Genomic DNA, 24,977 nt, shown 5'->3' with positions numbered 1-24,977 from the left:
CTGCGTGTCGCCTAGGGACGCACGACCATGACCGAACACTTCGCGTGCTCGGCAAGTTTCCCGCCATTCGACGGCCAGATGTAGTCAAGCGCATTGGGCACATGGCTTGCCATGACGACCAGATCCGCACCGGTCTCGTCGATCGCCCGCATCAGGGCGTCGTCGATATCGGTCGTCGGGTCATGCGATACCGCGGCATGCGCCGTACCATTGACCCCGTGAGACGTGGCCTCGCTGGATACAAACGCCTTCAGTTTTTCGCCGAACTCTTCTGGATTATGCGCAAGCTGGCTTGGTGCCGACGACGTGACCCCGACATAGGACACCGGCACATCGTAGTGCCGCGCAAGGTCGGCCGCGCAATCCAATGCGCGTCTCAATCCATCGACATGCGCCAGATCCACCGGCGCCATTATCCGTTTAAACAAGGCACTCCTCCCTTTGGCAGGCGGGTCCGGAGTTGCCCTTTGAAACCGAGCAACACACCCGCTCGTTCTTTGTTTTGAGCCGCCGCACCGAGGCGCGATTGCTGGGGCAGTCTAACCTGCCCTCTTCCGGGGATACAAACGGTCACGGCGGTCCTTGTGCCGAAACCGACATAATGCATGTCGCAGAAGGGCCATCGGATCCCGATCAGCCAGCGATTGACGGGCTGTGAAAAGTGCGGGGATCAGCCGTCACGCCTTTCCGGCCCAAGCCGGCCAAGCATCTCTTCCAGAACATCAGCCTCGATCGCCAGGGCGCGAAGATCCCCGGCGGCATAATCGCGGGCAGCGCGGTCGTATTCGCGCCCTAGCTTGGCCAGAAGATCGAGGATTGTTTCCCGCGCCGCCTCATTCGGGGCGATGCGCAGGATCGTAACATAGCGCCGCCCCGCCTCTGCGGCACCGGAAAGAAGCGGGCCAAGGTGCCGCTTGACCGAATGGGCCCTGTCAGGTGCCGCGCGAATGGCCTCGATAAGCAGCTCGACCGACGCGCGGTACGTCTGGAACGCTCCGTAAAGCTGCTCGTCACCGATCGATCGCGCCTGGTCATCGGCCGCATTCAGCAACTGCCCGATGGCGCGCAGCCGGGCCTCAAGCCGCGATCTCGGTGTCGCGGCTTCGGGTTTGTGCGTCCAATAGGGATCGAGCCCGAAGGAAAGGGCCGCAAGCACCGCGCACCCTATCACATATTGCGAGATCACCAGCGGCGTACCCCACTTGAGGCCAGCCAGAATTCCAGTCGCAGCGGAGGCAAGCGCAACACCCGCGGCCTTCAGCGGCAGCGGCGCGCGTGGCTCAGGCGCGGCCCGAAAGGCCTGTTCGTCCGAGAATCCGCGCATCAACGCCCATATCGCCAGCGCATAAAGCCCGCCACTCGCCAAAACCGCGGCAAGCGTAGCGAAGCTCTCGGCTGCCGCGAATTCCTGGACGATTGCCAACCCGGGTATGACCAGAATGGTGACGGCCTGCGGGCTTCGCGTGGTGGTTGCGGCGATCCGCTCGGACAGTGGTGGCTTGGGTTCGACGAAACTCATAGCGCAAGCGACAGAAGCAGAAAGAACAGAAGCAGGTAGCTCGCCCTCGGCACGACTTCGTCGACAACGTTGTTGCCTGCGCCAACCCAACCGCGCAGCTCAGCCCAGAATGCGATCATACGCCGCCAGAGCGCGCGGGCGAGGAGGTAGTAGATCCCCAGCGTCACGGCGGCAACCAAGAGAATGCTCAGAAACGTGCCCATCTCGGGCCCGTCTATGCAGGGGCAGTGTGGCCATTCTTGGGCCATCGGCGGGCATCGTCGGCAACGCCAAAGGCGACCGTCTCGACCGATCCGGTCCGTGGACGGTAGGCGCGCGCCCTGCATGCCGCATCGAATGTCATGCCGGTTGCTCGCCCGTGGATCAGCCGGTTGATCCAGAAGTGGCCCACAAGTGCGATATGCGCGCCGGGCGCGACACCGGTGCGCCCCACCTTGTGAAGAACCTGCCCCGCCCTGCCCCACACGTCCCGAAGCGCCTCGCCCCCTGGCACAGGGTCAACAGCATGGGTCTTGCGCAGGCGCAGGCCCGTCTCGGCCTTCGGGCACCCCTCGTAGATGCCGAAATCGATCTCCATCAGCGCAGGCTCCTCAACCGGCACAACGCCACGGATGGATGCGAGCGGCGCCGCTGTCTCGACCGCGCGCGCCAGCGGGCTCGTCAGGATAAGCGTGATCGGCTGGTCACCAAGCCGGCGGGCAATCTCCTGCGCTTCTGCCCGACCCCTATCATTCAGCGGCACGTCACTCCGCCCGGCATAGGTTTTCCCGCTGGTCTCCGTCTCACCATGCCGTATCACGTGAAGGATCATCGCCCGCCGCCAATCCGTTCATAAATCGCATCGAGCTTTGTCGCGGACATCGCCCAGTCAAAGCGCTCTGCCGCGCTAAGCCCGGCCGCGCGCATCGCCGCCCGTCGGCCGGGATCGCGCAAGAGCGCAAGGATCGCCAGCGCAAGGGCCTCGGGATCCTCTGCGGGGATCAGCGTCGCGGCCCCGCTCGCGACCGCAGGGATACCGCCCACCGCAGTCGCCACGACTGGTACGCCCGCTGCCATCGCCTCGGCAAGCATAAGCCCGAACCCCTCCCAGCGCGAAGGGGCGGCGAGAATGTCGAGGGCCGCCAGGCAATCCGCCATATCATCGCGATGCCCGGCAAAAGTGACCCGCCCGGAAAGCCCTGCCGCAACGATCCGGTCCTGCAACAGGCGCTGAAGCGCGGCCTCCTCAGGATCACCAAGGATCAGAAATCGCACCTGTGGCAGGCTCGCCAGAACGCTGATCGCGGCTTCGACGAAGATATCGGTGCCCTTCTGGCGGCAGATCCGCCCGACAAGCCCCACGGCAAGCTCATCCGCCGCGATGCCAAGTCGCGCGCGGCCCGCCCCCCTGTTCCCGCCCCTGATCCGGCCGAAATCGACACCATTCTCGATGACATCGGGCACTCGGCCAACCCGCTTGGCCACATGGTCAGCCACCGCTTCGGACACCGCAATTCCCGCATCCGTCACCCCGGCCAGCCGCCGCTCCAGATGCAGGGCATCCCCTGTCCACTTGTCGCTGTAATCGTTGTGGTAATGCGCCACGATCCTCAGCCCTGCGGGCCGCAGCACCGCGCCCGCCATCCGCCCGTAAAGGTTCGGGCGGAAGGAATGGCAATGCAGGATGTCGATCCGATGCGCATCAAGCCACCCGACAAGCTCGGTCATCGCCGCGCTCTTGCTGCCAGAGGCCGCCACGCGTCGCGGAATGTCCAGATCCTCGAACAGGTCATCCCCGCGCCCGTTCTTCAGATAGAAGACATGGGGGCTGATGCGCCCCGGATCGGCATGGGTGACAAGCGCACGAACAACGCGCGGCACGCCGCCCCGGCCCGGGCTGTTCAGCACATGAGCCACGCGATGCGTCACCCCATCCGCTCCAGGATCGCTGCGATCCGGCGCGGTGCCTCGGGCGCGGGCCGCTGCGCGAAATACTTTGCAAGCCTCAGCGCCACCACGTCCCGGGACCACTCGAAACCCGGCCCGGCCGCGCGGCGCACCTCCTCCGCTGCTCGCGCCGCGCGGGGCTCCGGCAAGAGACCCTCGAGTTCGGCCATCCAAATACGCCCGTAAAGCTGGGCAAGATCATGGTCCGGCGGGCCGAGGGAAACGCTTTCGATATCGATAAGCGTCGTCTCGCCGCCGTCCAGAAACAGATGCTCGAGCTTCACGTCCCCGTGGATCGGACAGCATTCAAGCGACGGCACATGGCCGTCGACGCGTGCGAACACTCTCTCGGCGACGGGAAGCGCCTCCGGCACCGTCGCCGCCACCATGGCCACGCTCTCCGCCGCGCGCGCCGTCAGATTGGCCCCGGTCATCCGACGTTCGGGCGTGATCTTCAACTCCGAGAACCGCGAAATCGCGTCGATCCCCTGCCGGAGGGGTTCGATCCCCTCCGATTGCGCCAGGGTCGCGTCGAGGGGTCGCCCCCGCGCCCCGGCATAGGCGATTGCGGAAAGGCCGGCATCCGTTCCAACCGCGCGGGCAACAAAGACCGGTCCTCCTCGAAGCCCCTCCGATATCCGCCGGTTCATCGCCGCAAGGCGTTCGGGCTTCTCACCGCTGATCAGCTTCACGTAAACCGGCCCGCCCTGCGCCACCCCACAGCGAAACGTGCAGGAAAGCCCCGGACGGTAGCGAAGCACCTCGGGCATGCCATCCGGCGCCCCGCCCAGAAGAGGCGGGGCAATCGTATCGAACCGATCCAGGAATTCGCGGATCTGCGGCATCCGATGATCGTTCGGAAAGGGCTCGTAAAGCGCGCCGGTCTCTGTGTCGTACACGGCGGCGCCGTTCCGCTTCGCAAGCCGCCGCCCCTTCCCGCCCTCGAAGAACCAAAGCGCTCCCTGACCGCCCGCCCCGGTCTCCACATGCAGGATTGCGCGCCGCCCCGGTCGGTATCGCAGCCGCGCAAGCGATACCGTCTTGGCCCCGGTGATCCGCCGCAGGGCCTTGGGGCAAAGCCGGCTTAGGCCCGGCAAATCGGGGTCGTCAGTCGCGATCATCTGCACTGGCCTCGTCCACAAGGCGCCGAAGTTCGGCCATTGGTGCAGAGGAAAACGCGCGGATCATCGCAAGCCGGAACAGCGCTGCCCGGCGCCAGAGCCGCACGCCGGGCCCGCCGATCGCTGCGTTCAAAGACCTCTCTTCCCGCCCTGCCAGAAAGAGATGGGCAAGTAGGTTGCCCGGATCGAGGGCAGGGTCGGCCAGCGACAGCGTGTCGAAGTCCAGGAGGCCCGCAATCCCCTGCGCGATCAGGATCTGCTTCTCGTGCAGATCCCGGTGGCAGGGCCTCAGAACGGCGGGCCGCACCGACATCTCCGCAAACAGCCGGTGAAGCTTCGGCCCGATCGCGTCGGCAAGCGCGGGCATGTAATCGCGGCACCGTTCGAACCAGCCCAGAAGAAGGCGCGCCTCGTCCCCTTCGGTGTGGGCCGGCAGGCCCGCCGGATCGAGCCCGCGAAGGGTTTCGAGCGCCCGGTCGATGGCCCGGCAATCTTCCGGCCCGAAGGCGGGCGCCTGCCCCGGCAACGCTCCGAACAGTGCAAGCCCAAGATCCGGTGCTGCGCCAAGTGGCTTCGGAATGCGCAGGTGGCCCTCTCTGCCCAAGGCCTCCCAAAGCGCCCGGTGCCGTGCCAACCGATCCGCGCCCTCCCCGCTCTTCACCGTGCGAAGCCGTGCAAAGACCGGCCCGCCCGGCAGGGCGATCCTCAGAACAGCGCGCTTGCCCAAACGGTGCGCAACAAGCCGCACGGCCACGGGCCCCGGGTCGCGCCCGGTCAGATCCGCCAGCACCGCGCGCGCCGCCCCGCGATCGTGAAGAAGCTTCAGGCCCGGCAAGCGCTCGTCCAGCCCCGGGCGGCGCAGCACAAGCCCCGCCTCTCGGTCTGCAACGACAGCCGCCGCCGAAAGGCCCGCGCGCTGCCCGTTCCGCGATTTCATCAGGCTCGCGCTCACGCGCGCCGCATGCGCCTCGGCTTCACGGTGGCAGTGCTCGGCAATCACCGGGACATCGAGGCCGGAGCGCAGCGTGGCGACGAACTCAAGCTGCACGGGACGGGTGCGGGAGAAATGGACGCGCTTCAGACGCACATGGCGCGGCGCCTCACCCAGCAGAAGCGACATCCCCGCCACGGGCCGTCCCGAGGCCCACTGTGCAAGCAGGCCTTCCTTCTTCTCCAGAACCGCCGTCATGCCGAAAGGCTCCGGTCCGGCGGGCTGTCTGCGAACCGGCCCGCCTCCAGCCGTACCACCCGGGTCGCCAGCGACAGTGTCAGGGCATCATGGGCGATGAGGAAGGTGGTCCGCCCCGCCGCCGCACGGCGCAGGCCGACAAGAAGGCTCCGTCCCGTGACGGGATCAAGCCCGCTCAGGGGTTCGTCCAGGATGAGGATCGGCGCGTCCCGCAAGATCGCGCGGGCAATCGCGATCCGCTGGCGCTGACCGCCCGAAAGCGTCTCGCCTCGCTCACCCAGCACCGTGTCATAGCCCTGCGGCAGCGCGCGAATGAAGGTATCGGCCTCGGCGGCGCGGGCGGCAGCGGCGATCTCGGCATCGCTCGCATCAAGCCTGCCATAGGCAATGTTATCCCGCACCGAGGTGCCGAACAGCACGCTGTCCTGCAGGACAACCGCGATATTGCCCCGCAGGCTGTCGAGCGTGAGGTACCGGATATCGCATCCATCAACCGTCACACGCCCCGACAGCGGATCGTAGAACCGCATCAGAAGCCGCGTGGCCGAGGTTTTGCCTGTCCCCGACGGTCCGACGATCGCGACGATCTCACCGGGATCGATCGCAAGATCTGCATTTCGAAGAACGGGTTCCGCGTCGGGATAGGCGAAGGTCAGGGCCTCGAACCGTACATGGCCCTCCAGCCGGCAGGCATCGACGGCCCCCGGTCTTTCTTCCACCTCCGGCACCAGATCGAAGATCTCCAGAAGGCGCTCGCCGCTTGCCGTCGCCTTCGCCACCCGGGCGGTCATCGCGGCCATCTTCCGCACGGGCTTGTAGAGAGAAGACAGATAGGCCGTGAAGACCAGCAAGTCACCCGGGCTGATCGCTCCGACGCGCACCCGCGTCACCCCGTACCACAGGACAAGCGCCGTCCCGAGGGCGAGAAGTACCTGCGTCACCCGGTCCATGTTCGCCGCAAGCCGCGTGGTCACGACGCCCGCCTCGGCCGACGAATTGTTCTGCTTTGCGAAACGCTCCGCCTCATAGGCCTCGCGCGCAAAGCCCTTCACCACATTGATCGAAGATATCCCCTCGGTCATCACGACGGCGATCTTGCCTTCCTTCCGTCGCTGCTTGCGCGCCGCCCCCTTTATGCGGCCGCCGAAATACCGCGTCACGGCCCAGAGCGGCGGCAGGATCGCAAGCGCCACCAGCGTCAGCCGCCAGTCCATCCAGGCCATCACACCGATCGTCACGGCGATCACCAGAATACGCGCGGCAAAGAACACGACGGCATCGATCAGGAGATCGCGCATCATCCTTACATCGCCCGTCAGCCGGGCGATGATGTCGCCGGACGAAGCAGTGTCGTGGAAGGAATGCGACAGACGCTGGATATGGCGGTAAAGATCGAGCCGGATCTGCGCCACCACCTTTTGTCCGACCGCGGCGATCAGATAGGCCTGCGCGAACCCCGCGCCCCCCCCAAGAAGCGCGATGCCCAGGATGGCGACCGCGGTTGCGGCAAGAAGCATGTCGCCCGTGGGAAATGCCGAGGTCAGCCATGTCGTGACCGGATCGGGCGTCTCCTGCAGGATCAGGATGCCATCGAAGACGATCTTCAGCGGCCAGGGCCGTGCGACCTCGGCCAGGGCGACGCCGACCATCGCAAGCCCGCCAAGCGCCAGCTTCCTGCGATGCGGCCGCATATGCGGGCCCATCCGGCGAAACAGCCGCCAGAGCGTGCCCGGCGCGATACTGTACCGCCGGCTCATGCCGCCACGCTCGCGCCGGTGGCAAGGGCCAGCACACGCGCGGCGTTGTCCGTCCAGTCATGCCGCGCGCCTTCGGCAGCGGAAGCCATGGCCATGCGCCCGCACACCTCCGGGTTTCGTTCCAGATAGGCAAAACTCTCGGCCAGCGCCCGCGCATCCCCCGGCGGCAAGAGGATCGCCGCCGCCGAGCCTTTCAGAAGCTCCGAAGTCTGTCCGATATCGCTCGCCACGACCGGGCGGCCCATGGCGAGGTACTCGAACAGTTTGAGCGGCGAAAAATAATGCGCCTCCGACCCGGGATAGGGCGCCGTGGCGACATCCATGCGCGCAATCATCGCTGGCAGGCGCGCGTGATCGACCCAACCCGCAAGCGTTACGGCCTTCTGCAACTCCGCACCGGCCACGAAACCTTCGATCCAGCCCCGCTTCGGTCCGTCGCCGCAGATCAGAAGATGCGCCCGCGGTTCGCGTTCCCGGAACAGCCGGAAGGCGTCAAGAAGCGTATCGACCCCGTGCCACATCTTCAGCGATCCTGTGAAACCGATGACGAAGGCCCCGTCCGGCACATCCGGCAGGTCCGCCGGGGGCACGTCTGGCCGGAAATTCCAGGTATCCACGGCGTTCCGGGTCACGTGCACGCGGGCCGCCTCGCCGCCAGCGCGGATAACGTACTCCCGAACCTGCCCCGATACCGCAGCCAATGCCGTCGAGCGGGCGAAAACCTCGGCCTCGATGGCGCGCGCCTCTGCCTCGCAGACAAGCGTGCGGAAGGCGGCCTGCTCCAGGACAAGCGGCGCATTGACCTCGGTGATCACCGGCACCCCGAGCGCCGTGCCCGCACGGCACCCCGCGGCGGACCAGAGCGAATAGCGTTCATAAATCATGTCGAACGGCCACTCGCGATAAAGCGCCAGCAGCCGCGCTTCGATCGCCCGGGCCTGCGTCATGGCCGCGCGCTCCTTGCTCGCGCGTTCTGTGCCTGCGGTTACCTGCGCAACCTCCTCGACCGAAAGCCCCGGGCTATCCCCGCTGCCGCGCCGGGCGGTGACGGCGCGCACCTCATGGCCCAGCGCCCCGAACGCACGCATCATCTCCTGTATGTGGATCGAGGCCCCCTTTTCCCCGAAGATCGGAATGCCGCGATCGGCGGAGACATAGACAATCCGCATCACGCCGCCTCCCGCACCGCAAGTGCCGGATCCATCAGAAGGGCGCGCAACCGCGCGGCATTTTCGCCCAGATCGAACTGCGCCTCCGCCCGCCGCCGGCCCGCCTGGCCCATGGCCCGGGCGCGGGCCCTGTCCGCCAGAACCTCCTGCAGGGCCTCCGCCAGCCCCACCGCATCGCCCGGCGCGCAAAGCCGCCCGGTCACCCCGTCCGCGACGATCTCGGGCCCGCCCGACACCGTCGTCGTCACGACGGGCAGCCCCTGCGCCATCGCCTCAAGAAGCACGGTCGGCAACCCGTCCCGGTCGCCGCTTTCTGTGACGACACAGGGCAAAACGGCAGCCTCGGCGCAGGCCATCCTTTGCGCGAGCGTCTCCTGCGGCAAGGCCCCCTCAAGCCGGACCTGCCCCCCAAGGGCGAACCGCGCGATCCGCGCCCGAAGCGCGGCCTCTTCCGGCCCGGTTCCGATAAGCGACAGATCAAAGGGCACACTGCGATCCTTGAGGATCCGGCAGGCGGCAAGAAGCACATCGAAGCCCTTCTTCGGCACAATCCGTCCGACGGCGATCAACTGCCCGGGAACACGGGCCTCCGCCGGGGCCGGCCGGAACACTGAAAGATCGATCCCGTTATAGATCCGCACAACCCGCGCCTCTGGGCACAGCGTCAGAAGGTGCCGCGCATTGTAATCCGAAACGGTGACCACGAACGCGGCCTCGCTCAGTTTCGCCCGGCGCATCGCGGCATCGGCCTCTGGCGAAACATAGGTGTGATAGATATCGCGGGCGTGGGCCGTGAAGGAATAAGTGCCCCCGATGATCCGCGCCGCAAGGCAGGCCACGGTCGTCGCGTCCGAACCGAAATGGGCGTGGAAATGTGTGATGCCCCGCCCCGCCGCCCGCTCCGCAATGGCCTCGGCCTTCGCCTGAAGCGCCCCGATCTCCATGACGGATTTCCCTGAAAACAGTGCGGCATCCCCTGCCCCGGGCGCGCCGGCCCTCCCCTTGCCAACCGATTTCAGCACAGTGACTTCGGCCCTCAGATCGGCCAGCCGCGCATGCCGCGGCTCCTCGGGCGGGGCGAGAAGAGAAAAGACATCCACGTCCGCCCCCGCCGCCTCATGGGCGAGAAGCTCGTTCAAGATGAACGTCTCGCTGAAGCGGGGGAACCGTTTCAACACATAGGCAATCCGGCGGTCAGGCATGGGCGCGCTCCCTGTCCGGATGACGGACCTCGCCGATCATCCGCGCGAGGATGCGCGCGGCCATGCGCACCCCGTCCATTTTCAGGCTTTGGGGGTTGGGGCGCGGCGGGGTCTGCCGCATGATCCGGGCCAGCGTTTCAGGCCTCAGATCCTCGCGCCGAAGATAACGTGCCAGTCCGAGCCTCTCGAGCGCTTCGGCCCTCAGCCGCTGCTCAGATGAGGGGCCTAGCCGGGGCACCGTGACGATCGGGCATCCGACCGCAAGCCCCTCGTTGATCGAATTGTAGCCGGCCATCGTCAGCAGAAGATCCGCCTCCCCCATCAGCGCCGGCAGATCCGAAACGCGCTCCAGCACCTCAACGCCCGCAACAGCACCGATGCGAAGCGCTTCCGATCTGAGTTCGGCATCCATCAGCGGGCCGGTCACTACGGTCAACCGCGGCCGGCAGCGATTGGGAAGCGTCTCGGCCGCATTGATCGCGGCTTCTATGAGGGGGAACGCATCCCGACCGCCGCCCCCCGAGACGACGATCCGCGAGGGCGCCCGAGGGGATGGGGGACGCACCTGCTGACGAACCGTCGTAACAACACCGCATTCGGTGACGGCCCCGGGTTTCAGAACCTCGAGCCCATAGGCCTCCACGCTCGGGAAAAAACGCTGATCGCCATAGACGAGGACGTGGTCGTAGAAATCGGAAATCAGGCGATCTGTCCCGCCTTCGGCCCAGGCCACGCGGGTGCGGGCCGGATCGTCCAGAATATCGCGCAGTCCAAGCACCGTGCGCACATGAGCTTTGTCCCTGAGACCCTCGAGAACAGGGCGCAACTCGTCCATCGCGCCCGCTGGCTCATGGTCGACAAGAAAGATATCCGGCTCGATCGTGCTCAGCACACCCTCGATGATCCGGGCACGCATCGCCCGAGTCGTCTCGGCGTCGATCCTCAGCGATCCGGCCTGAAACACGCCGCGCCCCAGCTTGGCGAGCGATGGCAGCTTGACGTAATCGATCCCGGGCTGCGGGTCGAACACCATACCGGCCGGGCACCCCACCAGCATCAGCACCGAAAGCCCCGGCACGCGCGCTACCAGTTCCCGCGCGATTGCCGAATTCCGGCGCATATGCCCAAGACCGATCGTATCGTGGGAATACATCACGACCGAAGGGCCGGTTGCTGGCGAAGCGCTCTGCGCCGACATCCGCGTCAGGGCGCCAACGATCTCGCGCAGCCGTGACAGCGCGAAGGGCTTCGTCAGGAACGCCGCGACCGGCAGGTTCTCGGCGCGCATCCGGTTGTCGACGCTGTCCTCCCCCGTCATCACGATCACCGGCGTGCCCTGCAGCTTGTCTGAGACATCGCCAAGCACCTCGATGCCGTCGCCATCACCCAGCGAGATATCGGCAATCGCAAGATCGAAACTGCCGAGAGCGAGTGCCGCGCGTGTCGCCGCAGCAGAAGGCGCATGGGTCACCTGTGCGCCCATCCGTTCGAGGGAGCGCGCGATGTTGCGCGCCAGCACTGGTTCGTCTTCCGCAAGAAGAATCCGTATCATTCCGGCCTCATTGATGTCCATTTCAGCATGACCCAGGACGCGGGGGCGCGGCAGGCGGCAGCCCCGCCGTTTTGGGCGAATGCCCCAAGCCGTTTTGGGGGAAATCCCCCACCTCGGTCATTCCGCCGCGACCCGGAACTCCATGATGGAATTGAGGAAATCTGCGAACTCGTCCTTCATGTCGTCACGAGCGAGCGCAAATGCCACGGTGGCCTGCAAGTATCCCGCCTTCGAGCCGCAGTCATAGCGCCGGCCCTCGAAACGAAATCCGTGCACGCCGGTTCCGCCGATCTCGGCGGCAATGGCGTCGGTCAGCTGGATCTCGTCCCCCGCGCCCGCCGCCTGTCCGCCCAGACGACCAAGCACCTCGGGCGTCAGGATGTAGCGGCCGATCACTGCAAGGGTCGATGGCGCGGCATCGGGCAAGGGTTTCTCCACCATGCCACGTACCCTGATCACGTCGCCCCGCACGCCCCCTGCATCCAGAATGCCGTGGGATGAGACCTGCGCGCGCGGCACTTCCATCGCGGCTACAAGGTTTCCCCCGATCTCTGCATGGGCCTTCACCATTTGTTTGAGACAGGGCGTTTCAGCCGCGATCACGTCATCGGGCAGGATCACCGCAAAGGGCTCATCCCCGATCAGATGCCTTGCACACCAGACGGCGTGTCCAAGGCCCAACGGCTCGCGCTGCCGCACATAGGCTATGGCGCCCGAAGCCATTTCGGTACGCTTCAGTCCGGCCAGAAGCTCGTGCTTGCTCTGCCGGCGCAGCGCCGCAGCCAGCGCCGGGGCCTCATCGAAGTAGTCCTCAAGCGCTCCCTTTCCGCGCGCCGTCACGAAAATGAATTCTTCGATCCCTGCCGCCCGCGCCTCGTCGATCGCGTATTGAACGAGCGGGCGGTCAATCAGCGTCATGATCTCCTTCGGCACCGCCTTCGTCGCAGGCAGAAATCGCGTGCCCAGCCCTGCCACTGGAAAAACGGCCCTGGTTACGGAAGGTTTCGTCATCTGTCTTGCCCTCAGCTCGGTTCATCGACCAAGATCACTGACAGGCAAGGCGCGGCCGGGCGACGGCGCGTTCGGTGTGTTCTGGGGGAGGTGTTCCTCAACTTTTGGGGGATATCGCCCAAATCCCGGCTCTATAACTCCGGTTGATTGTCTCCCTATCGGACAAAGTCGGATGGATCGTATCCATCTACAGGTGATTCCATGGGAGCACAGCCGGTGCCGCAGATTCTGTCACTTCGCGACTCACCGCATTACATGAAGGTGCTCACGATCTTCGTGGTAACGAGCTTCCTTGCGATCTTCACCACGACGGGCGTGCTCAGCCAGTACCTGGCCAATTACATGACCCGGAACATGATGATGCGCGATGCCGTTGTGTCGATGGAATTTCTGAATTCCATCGTGCGGGTTGAAGAGGAAGATCCCTACTCCCTCGGCATGACGCGGATCACCGATCCCACCGACGATCCCGAAACGCAGGAATTCTTCCTGCACGTCTCGCGCCTGCCAGATGTATTCCGCGCGAATGTCTACGCCCCCTCGGGCGAGGTTCTGTGGTCAAGCGACTCGGAATTGATCGGGCTGGTCTTCGACGACAATGACGAGTTGCAGACGGCGCTTCGGGGCGAACTTCACCCCGAAATCGTCGTGGTCGACCGGGGCGAGAAGGAAGAACACGTCGGGCTTCCCGACCATGTCAATGAGTTCATCGAATTCTATATTCCGATCTGGTCGGAAGACGGCAACGGCGTGATTGGCGCGGTCGAGGTCTACAAGGCCCCCGCCAGCCTTCTAGAAACGATTCACGGCGTCGTCACCCTCGCCTGGGTGGGTGCGCTGATTTCCGGCGTGGTGCTGTTCACCGCCCTCCTGACGGTCGTCGTCTACGCCACCCGCATCCTGCACCGCCAGGAACAGCGGCTCGTCGAAACCGAACGGCTGGCCGTCGTGGGGGAAATGGCCTCCGCGGTCGCCCACGGGCTCAGAAACCCGCTTGCCGCGATCCGCTCTTGTGCAGAGCTTGTGGCCGATGACGATATCCCCGACGACAGCCGCCGCACGATCCACGACATCACCGATCAGGTGGATCGGCTGGAGGCCTGGATCCGCACCTTCCTAACCCGCACCCGCGCGGAGCCCGACAGCGCCGGCGACATCGCCCATGTGGATGTGATCATCCAGCGATGCCTCGCGGGCTTCGCCGCGCAACTGGAAAAGCGCGGTATCACCGTCACCCTCGCCAAAAGCTCCGACAGCCCCGTTGCCCGCGCCGGTTCGGCCGAGCTTGAGCAAGTGCTGAACACCATCCTGTCGAATGCGATCGAGGCGATGAGCACCGGCGGCACACTGAACATCGGCTGGCACGCGGCCCCCGGCAGGCGCATCGCGATAGAGGTGGCCGATACCGGCCCCGGGCTCAGCGACGAACAGATCCGCAAGCTCTTCGTGCCGTTCCAGACATCGAAATCCTCGGGCCTCGGCGTCGGGCTCGCCCTCGGCCGCAGGATCGCCGAGAGGCTGGGCGGCACGCTCGATCTGAAGAACCGGCCCGAGCGCGGGGTCGAAGTCACCCTGACCGTTCCGGCGAGGGCGTAAGTTGAGCGGAATTCTCATCGTCGAAGACGAAGTGGTGCTCGCCCGCTCGATCGTCAGCTTCCTCGAACGGCGGGGCTTTTCCGCCAGCTACGCCGTCGACGCCGCCTCGGGCCGCGCGATGATCGAACGCGATGCGCCACGCCTCGTTATCCTCGACTACAAATTGAACGAGGATGACGGGCTCGACGTGCTGGAATGGATCCGCAGCACCGAAAGCCAGACGAACGTCGTGATGATGACGGGGCACGGCGATATCGACATCGCCGTGCGGGCAATGAAAGCCGGCGCGCGTGATTTCCTGGTTAAGCCCACGCCGCTCTCCTCCATCGCCGCGATTGCCAGCGAACTCATGCTGGACGAGATGCAGGGCGGGCTGGACAGGACTGGGGCCGACCGGATCATCGGCCGGTCCTCCGCCGCCAACGCGCTGCGCGCCACGATCCGCAAGCTGGGCAAGTCCGCCGACCCGCGCCCCGGCGTACTGATCATCGGGCCAGAAGGAACCGGAAAATCCCTTGCCGCCCTTGCGCTCCACGAAACGGCTGCCCCCGACAGGCCGCTCGAGACGCTCGATTGCGCCCTCTCCGACGAGGCCGAACTCGACACGCTGTTCGACCGGGCGGCGGGCGGCTCCCTTCTTCTGCGTCATGTGTCCGGGTTATCGGCCGCCGGGCAGGCCCGGCTCCTGCACCTTCTGACGCAGAGCCAGACGCCACCGGCCCTGATCGCAACATCCGAACGTCACCTCACCCCGGGGCAGGATATCCTGCCCGAACTTCTCTACGCCCTTCAGGTCGGCTGGATCGACATGCCGCCCCTTTCGGAACGCGCAGCAGACGTTCTACCCATCGCCGATCTGTTCGCCCGCAGGATCGCGCGCGAACGGGGCGAGGCCCGGCCCCGCTTCACCTCGGCCGCGCGCGCGAAACTCCTCGAACACGACTGGCCGGGAAACGTGTCGGAACTCGAAAACTGCATCGAACGCGCGATGCTTCTTCAGACCGACGGGCAGATCGACACCCCGCACATCCGCGCCATCGGCGAGGGCCAGACCGGCGACATACCGACGCTTCGGGACGTGGAACTGGGTGCGATCAACAAGGCACTCACCCGAACCGGCGGCAACGTCTCGCGCGCGGCCGAGCTTCTCGGCATCAGCCGCGACACCCTGCGCTACAGGATGGAAAAGTTCGAACTTCCGCGCAGGTAGGCGACAACCTTCTCCTCGCAATCGGGCCGCCCCGCCTCCCGCAGCTTGAGGTGCCGCCGCACCAGCGCGAAGCGCAGGAACTGGAAGAAGATATCCGCGTCGAATGCCATGCCGAGCCCTCGCCACATCGCGCCAACCCGTTCGCCCCAAAGGGTCTTGCCGCACTCCTCCGCCGTCATGACGTGCGCGGCGCAATTCGCGAGGTCCGCTTCAGGCGGGCCAAGCGCCATGTCGTCAAGATCAACGATCCAGACACGGCCAGAGCTCTCCCGAACGAATTGTCGGACATGCAGGTCGCCATGCAGCGTGGCGGTGCCCGTCGGCACCTTCTCCCCGAGAACGGCGCGCACCGGGTCGGCGGTCGCCAGCCCGATCCGCGGGCGAATGCGCTTGAGAGGGTCATAGGCGGGCAGGTCGGGCACGTCGCATGCGTGAACCCAGGCAAGACACCGCAGAAGATCTTCCCCCGCCTCGCGCATAAGTGGAAAGCCGGATTCCCCATCGATCCGGTCGAACACCACCTCGTGCGGCGTTGCGCCAAGACGCCCGTAGGGCGTGTCAACCCCCCCTGCCCGCAGGGCCGCGGCCCGGCGGATGGCCTCTGCGGCCACAGCCGCATCGCCATAGGTTTTCACGAAACCGGGCATAGCATGTCCATGATAAGATTCGCCGCCCGCTCCGCGCCGTCGGGGCCCAGATCAACCGGAGCCCGGCGACGAGGCCGATCGATCTGATCGGCCAGCCAGCGCGATGCCTCTTCCACCCGGTCGGGTTCCATCCCGAAGCCAAGCCTGCCGCCCCACAGCCGCACCCGCGCCACCTGATCGTCCAGGCTGCGCGGCACGGCGGCCAGAAAGGCGGGCGTGTCAGTGCCGGCAAGTTCGAGCACCGAGTTGTAACCGGCCGTTGAGATCACCAGATCTGCGTCACGAAAGATGGCGTTCAGGTCCCCGCCCGGGTCGAACACCTCGTTCGTCTCTGACAGCGCCGCATTTTCCGCCCTCGGGCCCAGCGCCTGCCGCACCACGAAAGGCTCCCGCAGAAGCCGCCGCGCCCCGCCGATCGCTGCCTCCAGCATCGGATAGAGAAGTGCGCGCGTCGCCGGCGTTCCGCCGCCGCCGGTGGCAACGACGATACCGGTGCTCTGGCCCGGCTGCCGCAGGCCGGCCGCCCGCGTGATCCAGCCCGCCGGCTCCACCGAACGCGCGAACTCCGCCCCCGCCCCGGGCAACCAGTGATCCGCCGGGTTTGGCACGATCACCCTGTCCCACGGCCTGCCGTCGTCCCGGTGAAACCCCGCGAGCCGCGCCTCCGGCGTCTCCCGCAAGACAAGAACCGCACGGCCCGGATAGGCAGCGAGGCCCGGAATCTGGATGGTGTCGCAGACGGCAAGGTCGTAGCCGCCGCCAGCAAGCGCCCCTGCCATCTCCCCACGCTCGCAAATCGTCACGTTCGAGAAAACACCGCTCTCCCGATCCGACAGGCCGCCGGGCGGCGCATTCGTGATCAGGTCGAACGCGCCCATGGGCGCACGGCACCGCAGCCGCCTGGCAATCGAGGCCAGCCTGCGAATATGTCCCAGACCCGAACGGCAGGTGCCAACGAAAGCGATCCGTTCGGGCCGCATCGAATATCGAGATTCGAACCCCATCCTGCCGATTTTGGCACAGTGCCGGAACGGTCTTACACAGTTCATCGGACCGATAATGCGTGAGTTCCCCCAGTTCACGTGGCCCCGATCAACCTATGAGCGAGTTCCGGCGCAGCCAGGCTATTCCGCAGCCCCCTGCCGGGCAGGCGCCCGCCGCAGAAGCTTCAGCGCCGGAAGGAAGATCAGGATCAGCGCGATCACCGTGATCGGCCCCGCGATCGGGCGCGTGAAGAAAATCATCGGATCACCCGAGGACAAAAGAAGAGATTGACGCAGTGTTGGCTCCGCAATCGGCCCCAGCACGATGGCCAGAACCGCGGGCGCCAGCGGATAGTCGAACTTTCTGAGGAAGAATGCACCGATCCCGAAGATCACCATCAGCCAGATATCGAACATGTCCCGCGTCGCCGCATAGCCGCCCGCGATCGACAGAACGAAGATCATCGGCGCCAGGATCGTGAACGGCATCCTTAGCATCCAGATGAAGAGCGGGATGAAGGACAGGTTGATCAGAAGCGCCGCCACATTCGAGATATAAAAGGATCCGATCAGCCCCCAGACGAATTCGGTTTCGTCGGTGAAAAGCCGCGGGCCCGGCACAAGCCCCCAGATCACCATGCCACCGAGGAGGATCGCCGTGGTGGGCGAGCCGGGAATGCCAAGGGTCAGCATCGGCAGCATCGATCCGGTCGAGGCAGAGTTGTTCGCCGCCTCGGGTGCAGCCACACCATCGGGGTTGCCACGCCCGAAGTTTTCGGGGTTCCGCGACACCATCTTCGCGACACCATAGGACATCAGCGAACCGGGCGTCGCGCCCGCCGCCGGCAGGATGCCCACGAAGAAGCCCAGGAACGACCCGATCGTCGTGCCCTTCCAGCCGCGCCGGGTGGCCTCCTTCGCGTCACTCGCCATGCCCTTCATCGACAGCTTGGGCGTGCTCGTCGTCACCTCGCCCCGCGTCATCTCGATAGTCCAGAGCATCTCGCCGATCCCGTAAACCCCGATCGCCAGAACCAGAAACCCGATCCCCTGCAGGAACCCGTTGATGTCGAACAGCACAAGTCGCGGCGCACCCGAAATCTGGTCGAACCCGATCGCGCCCAGCACCAGCCCGAAGCAGATCGAGAAGACGGTCTTGGGGATGTCGTCCCCGCCCAGCCCCACGAAGGTCGCGAAGGCCAGAAGCATCAGCGCAAAGATCTCCGGCGGGCCGAAAGACAGCGCCAGCGTCGCGAGGACGGGCGCGAAGGCGGTGAACAGGATATTGGCCACCGTCCCGCCCGCGAAAGAGGCCAGCGCCGCCGTCACAAGCGCCAGGCTCGCCCGCCCCTGCCGCGCCAGGGGCTTTCCGTCGAATGTCGTCGCCACCGCCGTCGAGGCCCCCGGGATCCCGAGGGTGATGGACGAGATCGCCCCCCCGTACATCGCCCCGTAATAGATCGCGGCAAGGAAGATGATCGCCCCGCTTGGCGGCACCAGAAAGGTGATCGGCAGAAGGATCGCCACACCGTTGACCGAGCCAAGCCCGGGCATCGCCCCGATGAACAGCCCCAGCGTGACGCCGACCAGGATCAGGAGGATATTGAGCGGCTGCAGCGACAGAAGCATGCCGTCGGCAAGAAGCGAAAGAATTTCCATGGCTCTGGCCTCAACTCACCGGCGGATCAATAGATGATCTCGTAGAGGATGTTGAACACGGGGTCGGTAAACGGCATGCCCGACGGCATGGTGATCCGCATCGCACCTTCGAAGAAAAAGAAGAACAAGATCGGTACCGGGATCGCGATCGCAAACGTCAGCGCCCAGGAATGGCGACCCAGATACCGTATGTAGTAAAGCAGGAAGGCCATGATCGCGCCGTACATCGAGATCACGTTGACGAGTGCGACGAAGACGACGATTCCCCCGCCGACAAGCAGCAGCATCCGCCAGCCGTATTCGTCGAGCGCGGGCTCCTCGGATTGCGAGGGCGGGCTCGTCCTGCGCCACCAGTTAAGCGCGATCATCCCGCAGGAGACCAGCATCACCGCCGACAGCCAGAAGGGCCACGCGCCCCCGCCGGGCCCCTTTCCCTCGATATAACCGATGGGCAGTTCGGCGCTTTTCCACATGAAGTAGATCGAGAGAAGGGCCAGAACGCCCGCGGTGATGATCTCGCCGTTACGCATCCGGCCCCTCCCCTGTTTTGGTTACACCTGAAGCGTCAGGGCGGCGTCAGCCGTCCAGCGCCTGCAGAAGCTTCTGATGGTTCTCGACCTGCGTGGCCCAGTAGTCGCGCTGCGCGCTGGCATCCATCCAAAGCGGCGAAAGGCTTTCGGAAGTCAGATAGCCCTGCCATTCCTCGCTCTCGTAGATCTGGGTGAAGAGATCCTGGTAATATGCCGCGGCCTCGTCCGACATCCCCGGCGCGCCAACGACGGCCCGCTGGTTGTAGTAGGAAAAGTCGTTGCCCATCTCCTTCATCGTCGGCACGTCCGGGTAGGCCGGAAGTCGATCGTCCGAGAAGGCGACAAGCGGCACGAAATCTCCCGCTTCGTAGAAGCCTTTCGCCTCGGCCGGGTTGTTCACCGTGGCCATGATCTGCTTGCCCGCAAGGTCCTTGGCTACCGCGCCGCCGCCATCATAGGGAATGTACTTGATGTCGAGCCCATAGGCCCCCGACATGTACGCGATCACGATGGAATCTTCCTGCCCCGCGCCGGTGCCGCCCATCACGAACTCACCGTTCATGGCCTTCACCTTCTGAACGTACTCGTCAAAGGTGGTGATACCGGAATCCTTGTGCACCCACAGGACGAAGGGATCGACGCCCATCATCGCGATCGGCGTGAAGGTCTGGATGTCGATCCCGAGGTTGCCTTGCCGAAGCGGCGTCGTGAAGAACGAATTCAACGTCACGAGGATCGTGTGATCGGGGTCGCTCGCGCCCTTCACATGAATAAGCGCCTCCGCGCCCGAACCGCCGCCCTTGTTGTTCGGCACCAGCGGACGGCGCGTCATGTCGTGCTTTTCCGCGACCGACTGGACAAAGCGCGCGATCTGGTCTGCGCCGCCACCCGGCCCGGCCATGATCACGAAATCGATGGGTTTGCGCGGCTGCCATCCCTCGGCCAGCGCCGCGAAGGGCGTCACGGCGAGGGCTGTCGCGCAGGCAAGGCTCAGAAATCCACGTTTGGTAACCGGCATAAAACTTCCTCCTGTGTCCGTCGCGTCGGCCTGTCAGGCTCCTCCGCAAGGCGGACGCGCGCTTAACACGCCGGTAATTAAATTACTCAAAACGCATTTCAAGAGAAATTTTATTGCGTGCCGTGGTATACCGTTCAGTGCGCCATAACCACAGGGATTTCCGCGTTGTCGACAACCGCCTGGGTGTTCCCGCCGAAGAGCGTTTCGCGCTCGTGGCTGACCCCATAGGCCCCCATCAGCAGGATTTCCGAACCCGTTTCCGCCGCTCTCTGCAGAAGTTCCGCCCCCGGCCTGCGCGCCTCGAACCGGTGCACAGAAGCGTTCACCCCGCGCAGCTGGTAATAGGCCAGAAGCTCTTCGGTCGTGGCCCCATGCGCCTCGCCCTTGCCCCCGGTCAGAAGCGTCACCGCATCCGCCGCCTCGGCAAGATCCAGCGTCAGAGCCACCATCCGCGACGCCTCGAGCGATCCGTTCCAAGCCAAGGCGATCCGCGCCCCGAACGTCTCCGTTGGCGCGCTCGACGCCGGGCACATCAAGACCGGCCGCCCGGTCTGAAACAACCCGGCTTTCAAGGTGTTGGTGCCGAGGTTCCGGTCACGATCGGGCTTCGCCACCACGATCAGGTCGGCCAGCCGCCCATTGTGGCGCACGACATCCATCATGCGCCCGTATTCCTCGATATACTGCACCGTCGCGCGGGTGCCGTCGGGCGCCTCGGTCTCGTTCAAGTGCAGCGTGGCGGCCAGCTCGTGAAGTTTTTCGCGCAGCTCCGCCTCTTCCTGATCGGAAAGCTCGCTGGCCTGCTGGATGATCGTCTTTCGCGCGAAAGCGGGCAGCGGCACGCTGTAGGGCAGCATCTCCTCGGGCTGCGGCCGGCAATGGGCGACAACGATGTGCGCCTTGTGACGATGAGCAAGCGCGGCGGCGTGCGACAGGACGATCTCGCCCATCCCGTCCCCGCGCACCGGGACCAGTATCCTCTTGAGCATCCGTGACCTCCCTGTGGTACGGCCCTCCTCTGCGGGGCCGTTCGGATCGCAAGGATATGGCGCGTACGGCCGATCCGTCCAGCCGCGCCAATCGGCCTAGCCGTTCAGATCGCGAAGGAGGCGCCCATGCTTGCGGGTTTCCGCAAGCACCGCGCCGAATGTCCCTAACCCCTTGCCTTCAAGGAGTGGAAGAAGCCTGACAAGCACCTCCGCCGTCGCCCGCGCGTCGCCAATCGCCGTGTGCCGCCCGGCCTCGGGAATCGTGATCAGGAGCCGCGCACACAGCGCGTCAAGCGAATGATCCTCGCCCGTCCCGAACACCACGGCAGACAGAAGAACGGTGTCCAGAACCGGGTGGTCCCACGCCACGCCCATCTCGTCCTCGGACTTCCGCAAAAGCCCTATGTCGAAAGGTGCATTATGGGCCACCAGAACCGCCCCGCGCGCGAACTGGTGAAACGCCCGCCCCGCATCGCCGATCCCCGGCGCCCCCACCACATCCGCATCGCGCACCCCGTGAATGCGCGCCGATGCGGCCGGGATCGGGCGGCCCGGCGCAACATGTGTGTCGATCACTTCGCCTTCGACGATCCGGCCACCGACGACCCGAAGCGCGCCAAGCTGAACAATCGCATCCCGTTCGACGGACAATCCGGTGGTCTCGGTGTCGAAAGGCACAAAGCACAGGTCTTTCAACGCTGTATCGTTGATATCCGACGCCACGCTTCCCGCCATCAGATCGAAATCGAAGACCAGCGGCCGCGGCGCTATCCGTTCGGCACGCCGTGCCCCCGCATCGATCAGGATCATATGCCCGTCATCGCCGAGGCGCTTCACCCGGGCCGCGAATGTCTTTCCACCACCTGCTTCGCGAAGCTGAATCGCCGTCTCGCCATCCTGCCCCGCAACCATCTCAGTAAGCGGCCCGGTATCGAAGTAATCCGACAGAGGCGCCTTCAGCCGCGGCGGCGCGATCTCTGACAGAACATCCGCCGCTTGCCCGTCGTAAAGCACGATCTCGCCCACGGGATTGAGAAGGATCGTCGCAATCGGAATCTCTGTCAAAAGCGCCGTCAGCCGCTCGCTTTCCGCGCGAAGCCGCTGCGTTTCCCGCGCCACGCGCGCAGCGCTGTCCATCACCGACGCACCCATCGTCTCCGACAAGGCATGCGCTGCCGGCGCCAGATCCCCCAGGTAACGGGCATCCTCGGGGCTCACCGGGCTCTCCACCCCGGCATGGGCCCTAAGACGAAGACCCGCCGATAACCTGTTGATCGGCTTCGCAACATTCTCGTCGAACAAAAGCCAGATCCCGAGGATCATTCCGGTATTGAGGAAGACAAACAGAACAAGTGCGGTAAGGAACGGCCCCGCCGGAAGATCACCGCCGCGCGACCAGCCGAAACCGAGCGCCCCCGCCGCCACCGCCGCGCCCCCTGCTGCCAGAAGGCAAAAGAACAGGAAAATCCGCAAGCGAAGCGAAAGGCCGGCCAGCATCTCAGCTCCCGCAGACCAGCGCGAGGACCGGGTCGCCAGCGGGCATCGCCTCCCAGTCGGCATTCGCCACGCTGCCATCGGCGGCAAACTCCGCCCCGTCGATCAGAAGCGCCGAACGGCGTCCCTCGCAATCGAACAGCATCGGGGCCATGTTGACGGGCGACCATCGCCCGAAGAAATACAGATCCGCCATCCGCTGCCCCGGCAGGTTTTCGTTTCGCCGTGCGGTGCCGGTATCGACCGCGACGAAGCGTTTCGTATAGGGCCAGATCTTTGTCCACGGCCTCAGCCAGCCTTGCTCGTCCACGGTCACGGCTATTTCGACGCCGTCAGGCAAACGCTCCGCCGTCCGCTGAAACCACGTGTACTCGTTCGAAATCGTCATCGCGATCATGCCTGCCCCTGCCGCCACCGGCACAACCCATTTCGGCAGGCGGCGGCCTGTCAGGATATTGAGCAACAGCGCGATCCCGGCACAGGCGATCCCGGCGAAAACGGTGGCGATCAGTTCTATGAACATGGCCCTACCCCAGTGCTCCCTTTCCCGATCCCACGGCGGATTGCATCGTCTTCACCACTACGAAGGCATCCCGCAGGTGGCTTCGCTCGAAATCCGAAAGGGTCGAGGGATCAAGGTAATTATCCGGCGCCCGCCCCGCCCGGATCTGCGCGGCCTGGTGTTCAAGCCGCGTCGTCGCGATCAGGTCATAGGCATCCAGAAGATCGGCCCCGCCCGAGGCCGACAGAACGCCTGCGCCCATCGCCGCCTCAAGCCGCGCGCGCGTGTTCACCGGGGCAAGCTGGCCCTGCAACGTATAGATCCGCCCAAGATCCACCACCGGCACCACCCCGTTGTGTTTCAGGTCGATCTGGTTGCGGTATTCCCCCGACCGGATCGTCGCAAGCCCGCGCAACAGCCCAAGCGGCGGGTGATGCTTCAGCGAGTTCGAAATCATGTGCGCGGTGAAGATCGAATTCTCCGATGCCGCCTTCAGTGTTTCTCTCTGCAATCCTTCGAAAAGGCTTTCCTCGCCGCCGATCGGGCGCAGATCGAACATAACCGAGGCCAGCATCTGCGCCTCGGGGTCGGGCGTCGCGATCCAGCCCCGGAAATAGCTTCGCCAGACGCGAAGCGGCTGCCGCCAGCGCGGGTTCGTCGCCATCATGTAGCCGGGGCAATAGGTATACCCGCAAGTGGCAAGCCCGTCAGATACGTGGCGCGCGATTGCCTCGAAATAGGGCGCATCCGCCCCGGTTGCCACATCCGACAGGATCAGGCAGTTGTCCTGATCGGACACACCCGTCTGTTCCTGCCGCCCCTGGCTGCCGCAGGCGAGCCAGAGGTAGGGCACGGGCGGCGCACCCAGCTCCGCCTCGGCCAGCGCCAGAAGGCGGCGGGTCGCGGTATCGGCGATATCGGTGATAAGCCGTGTCACAACCTCGTGCCGGTTCCCGGTCTCGACAAGCTGAGCGAGGAGTTTCGCGATCTCGGCGGTCGCACGCGCCATGTCTTCCGCCGACGCGGCCTTCGCGACCCGGCCCACGAGATCGGCAGACGTCATGGCCTGCGCACGGGTCAGATCCGTCTGCGTGACGATGCCGGCAAGCCGCCCGCCATCGAGGATCGGCACATGCCCGATCCCCCGCTCGACCATCAGGTGCAGCACATCGGTGACAAGCGCCGACGGCCCCAGCGTCAGCGGCGCCTCCGTCATGATCGTGGACACAGGGGCCCCGGGATCGGCGCCTCCGGCGATCACCCGCCCGTTCATATCCCGAAGCGTGACGATCCCCTGAAACCCGTCCTCCCCCACGACGCAAACCGATGAAATGCGCCGCTTGTGCATGATCTCCGCCGCCGCACGGATCGGCGTCTCCGGCGCACACCTCGCGGGCTCGGGCGTCATCAGCCGGGCCACTGCCATGGTCGCAAGGTCATTTTGCGCCGCCCGCTGCGGCCGCCCCCTGTCGAAGAACCGGGCGACCCGGGGCTCGGCCTCCATCAGTGCGAAGAACTGCGCCTTCGGCAGGGCAATGAGGGTCGTGGCCTTGGTGGCCACGGCCGTCCGGCTCGCCGCCTCCCCACGCAGAAGCGCACGCTCCCCGAAGGAATTGCGCGGGCCCAGCAGAGAAATCTGAACGCCTGCCTCGTCGGTGATGTCCACCTCGCCCTCGACCAGGATGAACAGCTGCCCGATTGCCTCGCCGACGGTGAAGATCGTCTCACCCGCCGAAATCTCCCGGGCCTCGCACAGCCGCGCCAGGGCCTGAAGTTCCCCCGCCGCAAGACTGTCATAGGGATGCACCGAAGCGAGAAACCGGGTCAGGTGGTCCGACAATGGCATGTCTCAGGGCCTTTCTGGCAAGACGCCCCGCCCGCGCGGGCGGACAGGGCAGAGGCC

General features: G+C 65.5%; 23 protein-coding genes. 2 read left to right on the top strand and 21 right to left on the bottom strand.

The annotated features are described in order from the left end of the window. Positions 1-11: 11 nt before the first annotated feature. The 12 genes from RXV90_RS07285 to RXV90_RS07230 form a co-directional block, all read right to left on the bottom strand. Positions 12-428 (bottom strand): universal stress protein, encoded by a 417-nt coding sequence (locus tag RXV90_RS07285; protein ID WP_316647855.1) that lies wholly within the window; start codon positions 426-428, stop codon positions 12-14. A 242-nt stretch (positions 429-670) separates the two neighbouring features. After that, positions 671-1,519 carry a hypothetical protein gene (locus tag RXV90_RS07280; protein ID WP_316647854.1) on the bottom strand — a complete coding sequence of 283 codons (849 nt, stop codon included), beginning with the start codon at positions 1,517-1,519 and terminating at the stop codon, positions 671-673. Next, positions 1,516-1,722, bottom strand: coding sequence for a hypothetical protein (locus RXV90_RS07275; protein ID WP_316647853.1), 207 nt, complete (start codon positions 1,720-1,722; stop codon positions 1,516-1,518). The genes RXV90_RS07280 and RXV90_RS07275 overlap by 4 nt, the downstream gene beginning before the upstream one ends. Positions 1,723-1,733: 11 nt before the next feature. Further along, complete coding sequence (locus tag RXV90_RS07270) at positions 1,734-2,330, bottom strand: histidine phosphatase family protein (RefSeq protein ID WP_316647852.1); 597 nt, start codon at positions 2,328-2,330, stop codon at positions 1,734-1,736. Then, entirely contained in the window at positions 2,327-3,427 is a 1,101-nt protein-coding gene (locus RXV90_RS07265) for a glycosyltransferase (RefSeq protein WP_316647851.1), read from the bottom strand. The genes RXV90_RS07270 and RXV90_RS07265 overlap by 4 nt, the downstream gene beginning before the upstream one ends. After that, complete coding sequence (locus tag RXV90_RS07260) at positions 3,424-4,566, bottom strand: phosphotransferase family protein (protein WP_316647850.1); 1,143 nt, start codon at positions 4,564-4,566, stop codon at positions 3,424-3,426. Before RXV90_RS07260 ends, RXV90_RS07265 begins: the two co-directional genes overlap by 4 nt. Further along, complete coding sequence (locus RXV90_RS07255; protein WP_316647849.1) at positions 4,553-5,755, bottom strand: phosphotransferase; 1,203 nt, start codon at positions 5,753-5,755, stop codon at positions 4,553-4,555. Before RXV90_RS07255 ends, RXV90_RS07260 begins: the two co-directional genes overlap by 14 nt. Continuing rightward, a complete protein-coding gene (locus RXV90_RS07250; RefSeq protein ID WP_316647848.1) occupies positions 5,752-7,512 on the bottom strand; it encodes an ABC transporter ATP-binding protein in 1,761 nt (586 codons plus the stop codon). Before RXV90_RS07250 ends, RXV90_RS07255 begins: the two co-directional genes overlap by 4 nt. Next, the gene (locus tag RXV90_RS07245; protein ID WP_316647847.1) at positions 7,509-8,681 is read right to left on the bottom strand and encodes a glycosyltransferase family 4 protein; all 1,173 of its coding nucleotides are present in this window, start codon (positions 8,679-8,681) and stop codon (positions 7,509-7,511) included. The genes RXV90_RS07250 and RXV90_RS07245 overlap by 4 nt, the downstream gene beginning before the upstream one ends. Beyond that, entirely contained in the window at positions 8,681-9,883 is a 1,203-nt protein-coding gene (locus tag RXV90_RS07240) for a glycosyltransferase (RefSeq protein WP_316647846.1), read from the bottom strand. Before RXV90_RS07240 ends, RXV90_RS07245 begins: the two co-directional genes overlap by 1 nt. Beyond that, positions 9,876-11,435, bottom strand: coding sequence for a response regulator (locus tag RXV90_RS07235; protein WP_316647845.1), 1,560 nt, complete (start codon positions 11,433-11,435; stop codon positions 9,876-9,878). Before RXV90_RS07235 ends, RXV90_RS07240 begins: the two co-directional genes overlap by 8 nt. A gap of 117 nt (positions 11,436-11,552) precedes the next feature. Beyond that, positions 11,553-12,446 carry a UTP--glucose-1-phosphate uridylyltransferase gene (locus RXV90_RS07230; RefSeq protein WP_316647844.1) on the bottom strand — a complete coding sequence of 298 codons (894 nt, stop codon included), beginning with the start codon at positions 12,444-12,446 and terminating at the stop codon, positions 11,553-11,555. 216 nt (positions 12,447-12,662) lie between these two features. Between RXV90_RS07230 and RXV90_RS07225 the strand changes: the two genes are divergently transcribed. Together RXV90_RS07225 and RXV90_RS07220 are read left to right on the top strand one after the other, a co-directional pair. Further along, on the top strand, positions 12,663-14,042 hold the full coding sequence (locus tag RXV90_RS07225; protein ID WP_316647843.1) for a sensor histidine kinase: 1,380 nt from the start codon (positions 12,663-12,665) through the stop codon (positions 14,040-14,042). A gap of 1 nt (position 14,043) precedes the next feature. Then, positions 14,044-15,252, top strand: coding sequence for a sigma-54-dependent transcriptional regulator (locus tag RXV90_RS07220; protein ID WP_316647841.1), 1,209 nt, complete (start codon positions 14,044-14,046; stop codon positions 15,250-15,252). On the opposite strand, the gene RXV90_RS07215 is transcribed toward RXV90_RS07220, so the two are convergent. The 9 genes from RXV90_RS07215 to RXV90_RS07175 all read right to left on the bottom strand — a co-directional run bounded on the left by RXV90_RS07215 (position 15,216) and on the right by RXV90_RS07175 (position 24,920). Beyond that, the gene (locus tag RXV90_RS07215; RefSeq protein ID WP_316647839.1) at positions 15,216-15,899 is read right to left on the bottom strand and encodes a phosphotransferase; all 684 of its coding nucleotides are present in this window, start codon (positions 15,897-15,899) and stop codon (positions 15,216-15,218) included. The genes RXV90_RS07220 and RXV90_RS07215 overlap by 37 nt on opposite strands. Further along, positions 15,884-16,777 (bottom strand): hypothetical protein, encoded by an 894-nt coding sequence (locus tag RXV90_RS07210; RefSeq protein ID WP_316647838.1) that lies wholly within the window; start codon positions 16,775-16,777, stop codon positions 15,884-15,886. Before RXV90_RS07210 ends, RXV90_RS07215 begins: the two co-directional genes overlap by 16 nt. A gap of 246 nt (positions 16,778-17,023) precedes the next feature. Further along, positions 17,024-18,541, bottom strand: coding sequence for a tripartite tricarboxylate transporter permease (locus tag RXV90_RS07205; RefSeq protein WP_316647837.1), 1,518 nt, complete (start codon positions 18,539-18,541; stop codon positions 17,024-17,026). A gap of 26 nt (positions 18,542-18,567) precedes the next feature. Continuing rightward, positions 18,568-19,071, bottom strand: coding sequence for a tripartite tricarboxylate transporter TctB family protein (locus tag RXV90_RS07200; protein WP_316647836.1), 504 nt, complete (start codon positions 19,069-19,071; stop codon positions 18,568-18,570). Between the two features lie 46 nt (positions 19,072-19,117). Further along, positions 19,118-20,089 carry a Bug family tripartite tricarboxylate transporter substrate binding protein gene (locus RXV90_RS07195; RefSeq protein ID WP_316647835.1) on the bottom strand — a complete coding sequence of 324 codons (972 nt, stop codon included), beginning with the start codon at positions 20,087-20,089 and terminating at the stop codon, positions 19,118-19,120. 134 nt (positions 20,090-20,223) lie between these two features. Then, the gene (locus RXV90_RS07190; protein WP_316647834.1) at positions 20,224-21,078 is read right to left on the bottom strand and encodes a universal stress protein; all 855 of its coding nucleotides are present in this window, start codon (positions 21,076-21,078) and stop codon (positions 20,224-20,226) included. A 96-nt stretch (positions 21,079-21,174) separates the two neighbouring features. Further along, entirely contained in the window at positions 21,175-22,575 is a 1,401-nt protein-coding gene (locus RXV90_RS07185) for a 3'-5' exonuclease (protein ID WP_316647833.1), read from the bottom strand. A 1-nt stretch (position 22,576) separates the two neighbouring features. Then, entirely contained in the window at positions 22,577-23,095 is a 519-nt protein-coding gene (locus tag RXV90_RS07180) for a hypothetical protein (RefSeq protein WP_316647832.1), read from the bottom strand. A gap of 4 nt (positions 23,096-23,099) precedes the next feature. Continuing rightward, positions 23,100-24,920 carry a DUF294 nucleotidyltransferase-like domain-containing protein gene (locus RXV90_RS07175; RefSeq protein ID WP_316647831.1) on the bottom strand — a complete coding sequence of 607 codons (1,821 nt, stop codon included), beginning with the start codon at positions 24,918-24,920 and terminating at the stop codon, positions 23,100-23,102. Between the last annotated feature and the right edge of the window lie 57 nt (positions 24,921-24,977).

The organism is Ovoidimarina sediminis (assembly GCF_032586175.1).
GTDB lineage: Bacteria > Pseudomonadota > Alphaproteobacteria > Rhodobacterales > Rhodobacteraceae > Ovoidimarina > Ovoidimarina sediminis.
Note: the sequence above shows the minus strand (reverse complement) of the source record. Positions and strands in the feature narration are given on the sequence as shown.